This is a genomic window from Comamonas sp. JUb58 (assembly GCF_004364775.1).
GTDB lineage: Bacteria > Pseudomonadota > Gammaproteobacteria > Burkholderiales > Burkholderiaceae_C > Comamonas.
In genome coordinates, this window is record NZ_SOAL01000030.1 from 18,793 (window position 1) to 32,028 (window position 13,236).

A 13,236-nucleotide genomic window follows, 5' to 3' on the forward strand; every position below is an offset into this window, starting at 1 on the left:
GGCTGTCAGCGCTTAGAAATCCACACTGGCGCTGACCGTGAAGGTGCGCGGGTTGGACAGCACCAGGTAGCCGGTGGAACCGACCGAGGCCCAGAAGTTGCGGTTGGCTGCGTTTTCCACGCGGGCACGCAGGGTCACCAGGCGGCCATCGATTTCGGTCAGGTAGCGGGCGCCCAGGTCAAAGCGGGTCCAGCCTGCCACTTGCAAGGTATTGGTCGCATTGGAATAGCTGCTGCCGGTGGCCACGGCGCGGCCATCCAGGGTCAGGCCGCGTACTCCCGGCACATCCCATTCCAGGCCCAGATTGCCTTGCTGGCGGGGCACGCCAATCACGCGCTTGCCGGCATTGGGGTTGTTGCCATCGGCCAGTTGCTTGGCATCCAGCCAGGTGACACCGCCCAGCACACGCAGGCCGCGCGTGACCTGGCCAAACACATTCAGCTCCAGGCCACGGTGGCGGTCCATGCCTTCAGGGCCATAAACGCCCGAGATGGAATTGCGGAAGACGCGTGGCTTGTCGGTGGTGAACCAGGCCAGGCCGGCGCCGATATCGCCACCGTCCCACTTCAGGCCCACTTCCTTTTGCTTGGAGACATAGGGTGCCAGCGCCGCGCCGGCATTGGCCACCGGCAGGCCCGACGACAGCGCCGGTGCAATCTCGCCGGGGGTCAGTCCTTCGATGTAGTTGGCATAGACCGATACCCGCTCTGCCGGCTTGAACACGACGGCAACCATCGGGCTGGTGCGGCTCTTGTCCACCTTGGGCGCGGCAATGCCGGTGTTGTAGGCAAAGGTCTGCGTCTCGATGGTCTGGTGGCGCACGCCCAGGGTGAGCAGCAGGCGCTCGTCGAACATCGACAGCGTGTCCGACAGCGCCAGGCTCGACAGCTTGATGCGGGCCTGCACAGCCGGGTCGTCCAGGTCATTCGAGCTGGTGCCCAGCGGGGGTGCCACACCATACACCGGGTTGTACAGGTTGGTGGCAAAGGCACTGGCCGCTGGCTGCGAGTAGAAGGCGTTCTTTCGCTTGTCCGAGAAGGTCGATGCCGCCAACACCAGGCTGTGACCGATGCTGCCGGTCGTCAGCTTGCCGCGCAGGCCCACCTCGCCGGTGTAGATGTCATCGGCGCGGGTATTGTCAAAGCGTGCTTGCGTGCCCGTGCCGGTGCTGCCGTTGTTCAAGGTCAGGTTGGCCAGCGAATTGCGCTCGCGCCCGAACCGCGCGCCGCCCGCCACCCAGGCGGTGACTTGGCTGTTGATGTCGTATTCGCCACGTACCGAGCCAAAGCTGTCGCGCTCGTTCGAGTAGCTCCAGGGCTGGGCAAAGCTCTTGCTGTTGTCTGGGGCGCTGGGCACCTGGGTGACCGCTGCGTTCAAGGTCACGTTGGGGCGTGGTGCTGTCAGCTTGTGGCTTTGGTAGCCCACATCGGCCGACAGGCGCAGGTCGCGTGAGCGCCAGTCCATACCCAGCGACACCACGCTCAAATCCACTTTTTCGCCATCAATGGCTGTGTCCCCCTTGCGCTTGGCCACATTCAGGCGCAGGCCCGTGGCCTGGTCGGGGCCAAAGCGGCGGCTGATGTCGGCTGCGGCATAGCCTTGCGCGCCGCTGGATCCGCCCACGCTGACCCGCGTCAGCGGCTCGTTCGACGCACGCTTGGGCAACAGGTTCAAGGCGCCGCCAATGCTGTCACCGGCGGGCGAGGCGCCATTCAAAAAACCGCTGGCGCCGCGCAGCAGCTCCACACGTTCAAACAGCTCGGCCGACACGTACTGGCGTGGCAACAGGCCGTAGAGGCCGTTGTAGGCAATGCTGTCCGAGCCCAGCACAAAGCCGCGCACAAAATACGATTCCTGGAAATTGCCAAAACCGCGCGACACCCGCACCGAGGCATCGTTTTGCAGCACATCGCCCACGCTGCGGGCCTGCTGGTCGCGAATCAGATCCTGGGTGTAGGCCGTCGTCGAGAACGGCGTGTTCATGATGTCTTCGGTGCCCAGAATGCCCACGCGGCCGCCGCGCGCCACCTGGCCGCCAGCATAGGCCTTGGACAGGCCCTGCGCCGATGCATCGGCACTGGCGTTGACCGTGACCGTCGGCAAGACGGTATCTCCGCTGGCAGTTGGGGCCGCTGCGGCGGTGGCGGGGGCTGTGTCAGCGGCGTCCTCCTGGGTTTGCGCCAGAACGGGAGCTGCGGCAAAAGACACCAGCAGAGCGACTGCGCCAGCCACGGGTTGGAGCGCAAAACGGGAAGCAAAAAACATACAGACAACCAGCCAAGAAGCAAATGAGACTGATTATCAATCATGCACCTCAGCGCCCCGGCAAACTGGCGCAAATCAGGGGCTTTGCCAGAGGCAAGTGTTGCCTGAAGGTGACAACTTTGGCGCGGTTGCGCTGCCCTCCCCCAAATGCAAAAGGCCGGATGCGGTGCAGTGCACCATCCGGCCTTGTCTGATTGTCTATGCCCGGCAACCAGGCCGGGCAACCGCTATCAGGCGAAATTGCTTTCAGCAAACTTCCAGTTCACCAGCTTGTCGAAGAAGGTTTCGACAAACTTGGGACGGGCATTGCGGTAGTCAATGTAGTAAGCGTGTTCCCAGACGTCGACGGTCAGCAGTGCCTTGTCGTCGGTGGTCAGCGGGGTGCCAGCGGCGCCGGTGTTGACGATGTCCACCGAGCCATCAGACTTCTTGACCAGCCAGGTCCAGCCCGAACCGAAGTTGCCCACGGCCGAAGCCTGGAAGGCCTTCTTGAACTCGGCGTAGCTGCCCCACTTCTTGTTGATGGCATCGGCCAGCGCGCCGCTTGGCTCAGCGCCGCCGCCGGGGGTCATGCAGTTCCAGAAGAAGGTGTGGTTCCAGATTTGAGCAGCCTGGTTGTAGATACCACCGGAGGCCTTCTTGATCACGGCTTCCAGTTCCAGGTTCTCGAACTCGGTGCCCTTTTGCAGCTCGTTGAGCTTGTCCACGTAGGCCTTGTGGTGCTTGCCGTGGTGGTATTCCAGCGTTTCCTGGCTGTAAGCAGGGGCCAGCGCATCAATCGCATAGGGCAGTGGTGGCAGAGTGCGTTCCATCGTGGTTTCCTCGTGGTTGGTATGGTTTCAAAGCCGGGCCAGGCGGTGTTGCCAAACACCGGCCAGCCTGCAGCCTCAGTGGTCGATTGTAAAAAGGAAAATCGACCCGTTTATGAATACGGGTTCAGCCAATTTACTATGACGACGATAGCATGCGAGCCAGACGGCACGGCGTCAGAATGCACCGCCAATCGATTGCCCGCACGCCGGCATGCCGCAACTGCTCAGACCAGCAAGCGCTGGGTCGCCACCACATCGACACTGCCATCGGCCAGCTCGGCATGCATGGCCTTACCCGGTGTCGCCTGCGTTACCGAGCTCACCACCTGGCCTTGCATGTCGGTCAGCAAGGCATAGCCCCGCGACAGCACCTGGCGCGGGTTGAGCAGCTCCAGCCGCGCATGCAGCTGCGCCAGACGCTGTTCGCTGCGCTCCAGGTGGCGTGCGGCCACCGTCGGGAACACGCTGGCCAGGTGCTGCACGCGCTTGTCCTGCCCATGCAACTGGCTTTGCGCAGCGCTTTGCAGGCGACGGCCGAGGCGGTCCAGCATCTGCTGCTGGCCGTGCACCAAGGAGGATGGCCTGCCGATCTGGCGTGCCGCCATGTCCAGGCGCTGCTGCTGGCGGTCCAGATGGCGCTCGACGCCATCGACCAGGCGCTGCTCCGCCAGTTGCAGTGCGCCCAGCCAGACATCGCGCGGCTGGCAGACCAGCTCGGCGGCAGCGGTGGGCGTGGGCGCGCGCAGGTCGGCGCAGAAATCGGCGATCGTGAAGTCGGTCTCATGCCCCACCCCGCTCACTAGTGGCACCGGGCTTTGCACCACGGTGCGGGCCAGCTGTTCATCGTTGAAGGCCCAGAGGTCTTCCAGCGAGCCACCACCACGCACCAGCAAGATGGTGTCGATGGCGACGGCCGGCGCGTCAATGCTCAGGCGAGCGTCATAGGCGATCTGTGCTTCCGCCAGGCGGTAGAGCTTTTGCAGCGCCGCCACCATCGACGGCGCAGCCTGCGCGCCCTGAACCAAAGCAGGGACCAGCACCACCGGCAGCTGCGGCACACGGCGGCGCAAAGCGGTCACCACATCGTGCAGTGCGGCTGCGCCCAGCGAGGTAACGATGCCGATGCCGCGCGGCATCAAAGGCAGCTGCCGCTTGCGCTCGCTGTCAAACAGGCCTTCGGATTCCAGCTGCGCCTTGAGGCGCAAGAACTGCTCAAACAAGGCCCCCTGCCCGGCCCGGCGCATGCCTTCGACAATCAACTGCAGATCACCGCGCTGCTCATAGACCCCCAGCTTGCCCACCACCTCGACCAGCTCGCCATCGCGGGGATTGAAGTCCAGTGCCTGCGCGGAGCGGCGGAACATCGCGCAACGCACCTGGCCATTGGCGTCCTTGAGGTTGAAGTAGCAGTGGCCGCTGGCCGCCCGCGAGAAACCGCTGAGCTCCCCGCGCACCTCCACCGGGTTGAAGCGCGCCGCCAGCGCATCGGCCACCGCCCGGCACAGCGCGCCCACCTCCCAGATGCGGGGGCTGGGGGCGGCGTTGGCAACGGTGCTGGGCGGGTAGTGTGTGGTGTCCATAAAAATGGCCGGCTGAGCGGCAGGCTCGGCGCGGCAGAAATCAGGAGAGGTGGGTGTTGGTTGCGCTGCAGCGCGGCATCCAGCAGACATGGTAGCGGTTGGGACTTGCACCAGCGACACAGCGGGCTGGCCATCAGCCGCCAGATGCTGCCAATCCGCTATCGAGCGGGCTGCCAATTAGCTGCCAAAGCAACCACTCGCAGGGCTATTTTCTCCCGTCACAACAACGACATAGACGCCGCGCAGCGGCTCAAAAATCGCTTTTTCCCACACCCCAAACAGCCAGTAGTCCACAAGAAAGCGGCTCTGTGACAGCGTCATGCATACGTCATACTCTGTAGCACAAAATATTGAACCTACGTACAAGCTTTTGATTTTTCAATATTTTTATCAGCTTATTTTTTAAGCAATCTAAGAAAAACCCCGTAAATTGGGCAATTTTTCCGGCTGATGACACATTACCCACAAAGTTATCCACATTTTTTGTGGATGACTCGGCCATTCCGGCATCCGGGGACTGTGGGCTGGACGCAGCGCCAAGGCCGATTTTAGGCGGATCGGCAGTGGCCTTAGGCCATAATGGCCGCTGAAAAAAGAAAGAGCGGAGAGAGAATCTTGTTTTCCATCATCCAAGCAGCAGGCTGGCCCATCTGGCCCTTGATTGCCTGCTCCATCCTGGCCCTGGCATTGATCGTTGAACGCTTTGTGGCCCTGAAAGCTGCCAAAGTCGCCCCGGCCAACCTGCTCCAGGAAGCCATTTCCGTCTCCGCCAATGGCGTACCCAGCGCCGAAGTCGTGAACCAGCTCGGCCAGAACTCCTCGCTGGGTGAAGTGCTGGCCAGTGGCCTGCGCACCATCACCTTGGAGCCCCGCATCTCTGAAGCCGACCTGCGCGCCACCTTGGAGAGCACCGGCCGCCGCGAAGCGCAAAAGCTCGAGAAATACCTCACCGCCCTCGCCACCATCGCATCCGCAGCCCCTCTGCTGGGCCTGCTGGGCACGGTGATCGGCATGATTGAGATCTTTGGCTCGCAAAGCGGTGGTGGCAACAACCCCAGCATGCTGGCCCATGGCATCTCGATCGCGCTGTACAACACCGCCTTCGGCCTGATGGTGGCCATCCCTGCGCTGATCTTCTGGCGCTACTTCCGCAGCCGGGTCGATGGCTATCTGCTCACCCTGGAGCTGTCGGCCGAGCAGTTCCTGCGCCACCTGAACAAGCTGCGCCGCAGCTGATCGCCGGGCAGGAGCCAGCATGAACTTTCGCCCCCGCACCACGACTGAGCCCGAGATCAACCTGATCCCGTTCATTGATGTGCTGCTGGTCGTGCTCATCTTCCTGATGCTCTCGACCACCTACAGCAAATTCACCGAGCTGCAGCTGACCTTGCCAACTGCCAATGCCGAGCAGCTGCGCGACCGGCCCAAGGAAATCATCGTCTCCGTAGCTGCCGATGGCCGCTATGCCGTGGGCAAGGTCGCGCTGGAAGGCAAGACCGTGGCCGACATGGCCGAGGCGCTGCGCAATGCCGCCACTGCCGGCAAGGACAGCGTGATCATCATCAGCGCCGACGCGCTGGCACCGCACCAGTCGGTGGTCTCGGTGATGGAAGCAGCCCGCCGCGTGGGCCTGCAGCAGATCACCTTCGCCACCCAGACGGCCGCACAGTAAAGCCCAGGCCCCGCGCCTGGGCAGTGCTAGCATGCAGCCTGCATGACCGTCCCGCCCCCTCCCCATCCCGCGCCCTCAGCTGCTGCCACGCGCCCCCGCTCGGCAGGCATCACCGATGCCTGGCAGCGCAAAGGCCCGCTGGCCGTGGCGCTGCTGCCGCTGTCCTGGTGCTATGCGGCACTGGGCGGGCTGCGCCGCGCCCTTTACCGCACCGGCCTTTGCAAGGCCTACCGCGCGCCGGTGCCCGTGGTCGTGGTGGGCAATGTGATTGCCGGCGGCGCCGGCAAGACGCCTGTCACCCTGCATCTGGTACAGGCCTTGCGAGCCCAGGGCTGGCGGCCTGCCGTCATCTCGCGCGGCTATGGGCGCGACAACAGCAAAGATCCCAAGGCTATCGCCGTCAGCCCCGGCAGCGACCCGCGCCTGGTGGGTGATGAGCCCTTGCTGATCGCCCAGCGCAGTGGCATGCCGGTGTATGTGGCGGCACTGCGCGCCACCGCCGCGCAGGCCGCCTTGCAGGCCCACCCCGATGTGGATGTGCTGGTCTGCGACGATGGCCTGCAGCACCTGGCGCTGGCCCGCGATGTGGAGATTGCCGTCTTCAACGCCCAAGGCATTGGCAATGGCTGGCAACTGCCGGCCGGGCCGCTGCGCGAGCCCTGGCCCAGGCGGCTGGATATCGTGCTCTACGCCGGCCAGCCGCCCCAGCAGCTGGCAGCCAGCGGCGCTGCCGCCTGGCCGCTGCAGCGCAGCCTGGCCCGCTATGCCGTTGGCCAGGATGGCCGCCGCCATGACCTGGCCGATTTGCGTGGCCGGCCGGTGCATGCGCTGGCCGCCATTGCCTATCCCCAAGAGTTTTTTGCGATGCTGCAAGCCCAGGGCCTGCAGCTGGCCCGCAGCGATGCGCTGCCCGACCATGCACCGCTGGACGACCCAGCCTGGCTGGCCAAGCTGGCGATTGCAGCGACCAGCGCACCTACAATAGACGCACCGGATGCCCCCGTGCTGCTGTGCACCGAAAAGGATGCGCACAAGCTCTGGCGCATTGCCCCGCATGCACTGGCTGTACCCTTGGAGGTCGCCATCGACCCCGCCTTTGGCCAGCATGCCGACGCACTGCTGCGCCAGCGCCAGCCCGCATCGCCCCCTGTTAAGAAAGACTGATTGCCGCTATGGACCCGAAACTGCTCGAACTGCTGGTTTGCCCCGTCACCAAAGGCCCCCTGCGCTATGACCGCGAGCGCCAGGAGCTGGTCTCGCGCAGCGCGCGCCTGGCCTACCCGGTGCGCGATGGCATGCCCATCATGCTCGAAGGCGAAGCACGCCCGCTCAGCGACGAAGAAATCGAAGCCTTAGCTGCGGCAGATTAAAGTTTGATGAACTTGCGCCCCCAAAAGGGGCCGCATGGCGGGCCGCACAGGCAAACCCCAATAGCAGCTTTGTAAAAAACAGACACAATTTGCTGAATTTTTAGGCATTTGTCCTGCATCGCATGTTTGGAAGACATGTTTTGCAGGGCTGGCCTGTTGGATTGCATCCATCTATTTCAGCGAGTTGCCATGCAAAGTTTGATCCTCAAAAAAACCGACAAAGGCATGGAGGCGCTGCGCGCCCGGGATCCCTCCCTCCCCCATCGCATGCGCCCGGCCTTCATCATGTTTGATGGCCAAAAAAGCATTGAACAGGTGATGGCCCTGGCGCCCTCGGCGGGCGGGCAGTTGCAGGTGCTGGAAGACATCAAACAGCTGCTGCAGCAAGGCCTGCTGGAGCTTTTGCGCCCCAGCGACACGGGCCAGTCGGCTTCCAACGCCAGCGACATCATCGACAGCCTGGCCGTGCCAGCACCCATGCCACCGCCAACCGCCGCAGTTGCACCGGTTGCCGCTCCAGCAGCAGCCAGCAACCCAGCCGCTGCCATCAGCAACCACAGCGAACGCTATATCAAGGCCTATGCCGCGGCCAGCCAGCTGGTCAGCGGCCTGGGTCTCAAGGGCTTCCGCCTGCAATTGCAACTGGAAAAAGCCCAGGGCTACGACGGCCTGGTCGCCATCCTGCCCAAGCTGCGCGAGGTGATCGACGCCAAGAAACTGCGCCCCATCGAGGCCATTCTGTTTGGCAGTAATGAGGCGAATACACCCATCAAACCGGCGCCCTAAGCCCCGCACCGCAACCAACGCAGCCGCTGCCCGCCTGGGTCGCTTGCGCCCGGCCCTCCGCGCTGGCTCGCTACAATTCCAGCCGGCTCCACTCTCTTCACCTTTCGCACCATGGCATCCGCACCCGCGCCGTTCACCGTCCTGATCCCTTCGCGCATGGCCTCCTCGCGCCTGCCCAATAAGCCCCTGGTCGATATTGCCGGCCTGCCCATGGTGGTGCGCGTGGCCAAGCGCGCACAAGAAAGCGCTGCCCAGCGCGTGGTGGTGGCCGCCGATGACGAGCGCATCATCGATGCCTGCAAAAAGCATGGCGTGCAAGCGGTGATGACCTCGCCCAACCACCCCAGCGGCAGCGACCGCCTGGCCGAGGCCTGCAGCCTGCTGCAACTGGGCGGCGATGACATCGTGGTCAATGTGCAAGGGGACGAGCCCCTGATCGCTCCAGCGCTGATCGACGCGGTCGCCGCGCTGCTCAGCGATCGGCCCGAGGCCAGCATGGGCACCGTCGCCCATCCGATTGCCGATCTGGAATCGCTGCTCAGCCCGAATGTGGTGAAGGTGGTGCTCGATGCCCAGGGCCTGGCCAGTTATTTCAGCCGCGCGCCTATCCCCTGGGGACGTGATTTTGTGAATATGGCCTGGTGGAAGAACCCCGGCACCACCGGCACACCCGGTTTTGCGCCTTTGCACCATATGGGCATCTACAGCTACCGCGCCCAGTTTTTGCATACCTTCCCCACGCTCAGCCAGGCCCCTACGGAGCAGATCGAGATGCTGGAGCAGCTGCGCGCGATCTGGCATGGTTACCGTATTGCAGTGCATGTGACCCGTCAGATCCCCGGCTCCGGCGTGGACACCCCCGAGGACCTGGTGCGTGTGCGACAGCTGCTCGGCGCGACCATGTAGGCTAGCCAGATGGCCCTCTACCCACTCGATCCGCTGCAAGCGCTCCGTAAGCTAAAAGGCGCAGGATGCTCGATTGCCCCCCCCCGAGACAGTGCATTGCCTTGCAGTCGGCTGGCCCTCCCCCGATGCGTGATATGCTCAAGCCCAGTTTTTTGTGTAAAAGCGGGCTTTGATGCCCGCTTTTGCCGTGCAAGTTTTTTATTCTCCAAGGACCGCCATGAAATTAATTCTTTTGGGAGCACCCGGCGCCGGCAAAGGTACGCAAGCTGCCTTCATCTGCCAAAAATACGGTATTCCCCAGATTTCCACCGGCGACATGCTGCGCGCAGCGGTCAAGGCTGGCACGCCGCTGGGCCTGCAAGCCAAGGCCGTGATGGATGCCGGTCAGCTGGTCAGCGACGATCTGATCATCAACCTGGTCAAGGAACGTATTGCCCAGGCCGACTGCGCCAATGGCTTCCTGTTTGACGGCTTCCCCCGCACGATCCCCCAGGCCGACGCCATGAAGGCGGCAGGCGTCAAGCTCGATTACGTGCTGGAAATCGATGTGCCGTTTGAAGCCATCATCGAGCGCATGAGCGGCCGCCGCAGCCACCCCGCATCCGGCCGCACCTACCACGTCAAGTTCAACCCGCCCAAGACCGAAGGTCTGGACGATGTGACCGGCGAAGCCCTGGTGCAGCGCGAAGACGATAAGGAAGAAACCGTCAAGAAGCGCCTGGACGTCTACAGCAACCAGACCCGCCCCCTCGTCGATTACTACAGCAGCTGGGCCGCACAAGACCCAGCCGCCGCCCCCAAGTACCGCGCCATCAGCGGCATGGGCTCGGTCGAAGAAATCACGCAGCGCGCGATTGCCGCTCTGGAAGCCTGATAAGCAGCTCTGCCTTATCAACAAAGCCACTGTCTTGCGACAGTGGCTTTTTTATGCCCGTCTGCTTATTAATTAGCAAATAGGCATCGGCTGCCCTTTCCAGTGCCAATACTCAGACTTTCAATTTTGCCTGCACCAGCGCCAGCTGTAAGCTGACCCGGCATTTGTAGGGCGTCAAGGCCACGGCCAGGTCTTTGTCCAGGTCAGCCACCCCGGGCAACACTGCATCGCTGATCAGGCCATCACTGCAGCGGCTGCTGCGCCACACCGGCAGGCCTTGCTGGCGTGCGCGCGCCATGGCATCCAACAGCACCTCATGCACGGTGCCATTGCCGGTGGTTGCCACCACCAGACCATCCAGGCCCTGGGCCTGCAGGGCCTCCACCATGCCGGGGCGCACACCGGCATGGCTGGTGACGATTTCCACCCAAGGCCAGGGCGTGCTGGCCGGCGCGGGCAAGGCAGCCAACCAGGCGCTGCCGCTGTAGTCGCCCGCGGCATCTGCCGCCTGCGGCGCATAGCCATGGCGCAGGCGCACAGTCGTGCCATCCACCCAACCCAGGGGGCCCTGCTCGCCCGATGAAAAGGCCAGCAAGCGGTGCGGGTGCAGCTTTTGCAGCCAGCGCGCGCTGTGTAGCTCGCCCCCGCCGGTCACGGCGACCACCTCACGCAGCAGCGGTTGGCCATCCGCATCCAGCGCCGCGGCGGCGGCCACAGCATCCTTGAGGTTCTGCGGGCCATCGGGCATCAAGGCATTGGCCGGGCGCATCGCACAGGTCAGCACCACAGGCTTGGCCAGCCGTCCTAAAACACAGTGCAGGAACCAGGCGGTCTCTTCGAGCGTGTCGGTTCCGTGGGTGATAACAACAGCACGCACCGTCGCATCGCGCATCGCGGCATCGCAGGTCTTGAGCAGCGCATGCCAGACCTCGTCGTTCATGTCCTTGCTATCAATTTGCGCTATCTGCACGGCGTCCAGCGGGCCTGCCGCAGCTGTCTCTATGCCGCTCACACCCGCCAGCAAGGCCGCAATGGACAGCTGGGCTGCGCGGTATTGGCCGGGTTTCTCGGCGTCATCGGCCATGCCGGCGATGGTGCCGCCCGTGCCGATGATCAAAATTTTTGGCTGCAAGGCTTGCCTCCTGCAAAAAACTGGTTAAAAATACAGGTACTGGATTGATATACAGGTGTTGGGATGCACAGTAGCTTGGCTTCTGCCCCGCACCGCAGATCACACGGAGATCTTATGCGAGACCATCCCAAACTGACCGCGCGCCAACAAGAAATTCTGGACCTGATCCAGACCGCCATTTCGCGCACCGGCGCCCCGCCAACGCGCGCCGAGATCGCCAGCAAGCTGGGCTTCAAATCGGCCAATTCGGCAGAAGACCACCTCAAGGCGCTGGCCCGCAAGGGCGTGATCGAACTGGTCAGCGGTACCTCCCGTGGGATTCGCCTGCAAAGCGATACCGTGCGCTCCATCAATGCGGCGCGCGGCACCCGTTTTTCGTCGCCGCTGGCAGGCGTGTCCAACGCCACCGCCGGCCTGGGCCGTGTGGTGCAAGAGCTGGCCCAACTGGCGCTGCCGCTGATCGGCCGCGTCTCTGCCGGTTCGCCCATCCTGGCCCAAGAGCATGTCGACCAAACCTATACCGTCGAGGGCGGCCTGTTCCAGCAGCAGCCTGATTACCTGCTCAAGGTACGCGGTATGTCGATGCGCGATGTCGGCATCATCGATGGCGACCTGCTGGCCGTCAAAGCCACCCGCGAGGCCCGCAATGGCCAGATCATCGTCGCGCGCCTGGGCGATGACGTCACCGTCAAGCGCCTGCAGCGCACCAAGGATGGCATCGAGCTGCTGGCCGAAAACCCGGATTACCTGCCCATCATCGTGCAGCCCGGCGAGCCCTTTGAGATCGAAGGCATCGCTGTCGGCCTGATCCGCAACACGATGCTGAACTAGGCCCAGCGGCCCTTCCGGCCACTTCGGCCCTTCCCTTTCTGCGCAACCCCAGGTAGCGGGCGTTGTGGGCACCGGCCCACAACCCTGGGGAATGCGCTCGCCTTGCGCAATCCTGCTGTCACCCGTACACCAAGGAGTCTTCCATGCTCGTAGCAGATGCATTGCGCGCGCTTGCGCCCTTTTCCCTCGTCGCTGGCCTGCCCTGGTTCCAGTCCATCCAACGCGCCATCGTGCGCAGCAGCCGCCGTCGCCCCGGCCATGGTGCCGCCAATGATGGCCAGCTTGCCGCCCAGGTGCACTGCTTTGCCGCCGCCTCCAGCGCTGCTGCACAGCGCGGTGCCGTGCAGCAACTGAGCCTGCTCGATGACCCCAGCGCGCAGCCTGGTGTGGACAGCCCTGCCGATGAGGCCCCCGCACAGCGCCCCATCGACCGCATCCGCCTGCCGCGCAAACCCGCCGCACGCCGCCGCCTCTCGGTCGGCGCCCAGTCCCACACCCGCCCCTTCCTCTCCGTACAGCGCTGCAGCGCCCAGGCCGCCAACGATGCCCCCATCAAGATGTACTGGGCGCAACCGGCCAGCCTGCACCGCCAAAAGGGTATGCGCTGGGCCATGTCGGGCAGCATGGCCGACATCTGTGCCGAGCTCGAACGCCTGGAACGGCTGGAACATCTGCATGCGGTGTAAGCCGGTGCCCGGCCCGGGCTGGTGCGTAGTGGCCAGCCTGCTGGCAGCTACATGGCTGCTGTTGATCGCATCAGGAATTGGGCAGCAGAACCGGCATGCTGCGGCGAGGCAAGTGCTGAGCGCATCGGTCATTACGGACATGCTGGGCAGGCGCCAATCTAGCGCCTACCGTGCTTAGTCTTCAGCTCCGAGCTCTTAGCCACCCATCCCCAGCTGACGCCGCTCTGCTGAACTGACCCCAAGAAGTTGGACAGTTGAATGTTAGCGGCTCAAGGCCTGAGTTCGGTACTCCACCGGGCTCAGGCCTTTTAGTTTGAGCTTG

14 protein-coding genes are annotated in these 13,236 nt (G+C 63.8%); 9 read left to right on the top strand and 5 right to left on the bottom strand.

Annotated features, from left to right (window positions below; all coding sequences use genetic code 11):
- Nucleotides 1–12: 12 nt before the first annotated feature.
- The 4 genes from EDF71_RS23320 to EDF71_RS25180 form a co-directional block, all read right to left on the bottom strand.
- The gene (locus EDF71_RS23320; RefSeq protein ID WP_133858921.1) at nt 13–2,265 is read right to left on the bottom strand and encodes a TonB-dependent receptor; all 2,253 of its coding nucleotides are present in this window, start codon (nt 2,263–2,265) and stop codon (nt 13–15) included.
- A gap of 230 nt (nt 2,266–2,495) precedes the next feature.
- A complete protein-coding gene (locus EDF71_RS23325) occupies nt 2,496–3,077 on the bottom strand; it encodes a Fe-Mn family superoxide dismutase (RefSeq protein WP_133858922.1) in 582 nt (193 codons plus the stop codon).
- 224 nt (nt 3,078–3,301) lie between these two features.
- Complete coding sequence (xseA, locus tag EDF71_RS23330; RefSeq protein ID WP_133858923.1) at nt 3,302–4,657, bottom strand: exodeoxyribonuclease VII large subunit; 1,356 nt, start codon at nt 4,655–4,657, stop codon at nt 3,302–3,304.
- A 177-nt stretch (nt 4,658–4,834) separates the two neighbouring features.
- Complete coding sequence (locus EDF71_RS25180; RefSeq protein WP_166656629.1) at nt 4,835–4,978, bottom strand: hypothetical protein; 144 nt, start codon at nt 4,976–4,978, stop codon at nt 4,835–4,837.
- A gap of 294 nt (nt 4,979–5,272) precedes the next feature.
- On the opposite strand from EDF71_RS25180, the gene EDF71_RS23335 reads away from it, so the two are divergent.
- The 7 genes from EDF71_RS23335 to adk all read left to right on the top strand — a co-directional run bounded on the left by EDF71_RS23335 (nt 5,273) and on the right by adk (nt 10,265).
- Nucleotides 5,273–5,893, top strand: coding sequence for a MotA/TolQ/ExbB proton channel family protein (locus EDF71_RS23335; RefSeq protein ID WP_133858924.1), 621 nt, complete (start codon nt 5,273–5,275; stop codon nt 5,891–5,893).
- 19 nt (nt 5,894–5,912) lie between these two features.
- Nucleotides 5,913–6,329: a biopolymer transporter ExbD gene (locus EDF71_RS23340; protein ID WP_133858925.1), complete on the top strand. Its 417-nt coding sequence runs from the start codon at nt 5,913–5,915 to the stop codon at nt 6,327–6,329.
- 42 nt (nt 6,330–6,371) lie between these two features.
- A complete protein-coding gene (gene lpxK / locus EDF71_RS23345) occupies nt 6,372–7,493 on the top strand; it encodes a tetraacyldisaccharide 4'-kinase (protein WP_133858926.1) in 1,122 nt (373 codons plus the stop codon).
- A gap of 8 nt (nt 7,494–7,501) precedes the next feature.
- Nucleotides 7,502–7,699, top strand: a complete 198-nt coding sequence (locus EDF71_RS23350) for a Trm112 family protein (protein ID WP_133858927.1) — start codon at nt 7,502–7,504, stop codon at nt 7,697–7,699.
- 189 nt (nt 7,700–7,888) lie between these two features.
- Entirely contained in the window at nt 7,889–8,485 is a 597-nt protein-coding gene (locus EDF71_RS23355) for a hypothetical protein (protein ID WP_133858928.1), read from the top strand.
- 111 nt (nt 8,486–8,596) lie between these two features.
- On the top strand, nt 8,597–9,391 hold the full coding sequence (kdsB, locus tag EDF71_RS23360; RefSeq protein ID WP_133858929.1) for a 3-deoxy-manno-octulosonate cytidylyltransferase: 795 nt from the start codon (nt 8,597–8,599) through the stop codon (nt 9,389–9,391).
- A 217-nt stretch (nt 9,392–9,608) separates the two neighbouring features.
- Complete coding sequence (gene adk, locus EDF71_RS23365) at nt 9,609–10,265, top strand: adenylate kinase (RefSeq protein WP_133858930.1); 657 nt, start codon at nt 9,609–9,611, stop codon at nt 10,263–10,265.
- 112 nt (nt 10,266–10,377) lie between these two features.
- On the opposite strand, the gene EDF71_RS23370 is transcribed toward adk, so the two are convergent.
- A complete protein-coding gene (locus tag EDF71_RS23370; RefSeq protein WP_243854425.1) occupies nt 10,378–11,397 on the bottom strand; it encodes an asparaginase in 1,020 nt (339 codons plus the stop codon).
- Nucleotides 11,398–11,511: 114 nt separating this feature from the next.
- Between EDF71_RS23370 and lexA the strand changes: the two genes are divergently transcribed.
- The gene (gene lexA / locus EDF71_RS23375) at nt 11,512–12,228 is read left to right on the top strand and encodes a transcriptional repressor LexA (RefSeq protein ID WP_021024923.1); all 717 of its coding nucleotides are present in this window, start codon (nt 11,512–11,514) and stop codon (nt 12,226–12,228) included.
- Between the two features lie 143 nt (nt 12,229–12,371).
- Nucleotides 12,372–12,914, top strand: coding sequence for a hypothetical protein (locus EDF71_RS23380; RefSeq protein WP_133858931.1), 543 nt, complete (start codon nt 12,372–12,374; stop codon nt 12,912–12,914).
- Nucleotides 12,915–13,236: the final 322 nt, after the last annotated feature.

Excerpts from the sequence above, each read along its gene's own strand:
- kdsB (WP_133858929.1), top strand. The coding sequence starts at position 8,597 with ATGGCATCCGCACCCGCGCCGTTCACCGTCCTGATCCCTTCGCGCATG.
- lexA (WP_021024923.1), top strand. The coding sequence starts at position 11,512 with ATGCGAGACCATCCCAAACTGACCGCGCGCCAACAAGAAATTCTGGAC.
- EDF71_RS23380 (WP_133858931.1), top strand. The coding sequence starts at position 12,372 with ATGCTCGTAGCAGATGCATTGCGCGCGCTTGCGCCCTTTTCCCTCGTC.
- adk (WP_133858930.1), top strand. The coding sequence starts at position 9,609 with ATGAAATTAATTCTTTTGGGAGCACCCGGCGCCGGCAAAGGTACGCAA.
- EDF71_RS23320 (WP_133858921.1), bottom strand. The coding sequence starts at position 2,265 with ATGTTTTTTGCTTCCCGTTTTGCGCTCCAACCCGTGGCTGGCGCAGTC.
- EDF71_RS23350 (WP_133858927.1), top strand. The coding sequence starts at position 7,502 with ATGGACCCGAAACTGCTCGAACTGCTGGTTTGCCCCGTCACCAAAGGC.
- EDF71_RS23340 (WP_133858925.1), top strand. The coding sequence starts at position 5,913 with ATGAACTTTCGCCCCCGCACCACGACTGAGCCCGAGATCAACCTGATC.
- lpxK (WP_133858926.1), top strand. The coding sequence starts at position 6,372 with ATGACCGTCCCGCCCCCTCCCCATCCCGCGCCCTCAGCTGCTGCCACG.
- EDF71_RS23325 (WP_133858922.1), bottom strand. The coding sequence starts at position 3,077 with ATGGAACGCACTCTGCCACCACTGCCCTATGCGATTGATGCGCTGGCC.
- EDF71_RS23355 (WP_133858928.1), top strand. The coding sequence starts at position 7,889 with ATGCAAAGTTTGATCCTCAAAAAAACCGACAAAGGCATGGAGGCGCTG.
- EDF71_RS25180 (WP_166656629.1), bottom strand. The coding sequence starts at position 4,978 with ATGACGCTGTCACAGAGCCGCTTTCTTGTGGACTACTGGCTGTTTGGG.
- xseA (WP_133858923.1), bottom strand. The coding sequence starts at position 4,657 with ATGGACACCACACACTACCCGCCCAGCACCGTTGCCAACGCCGCCCCC.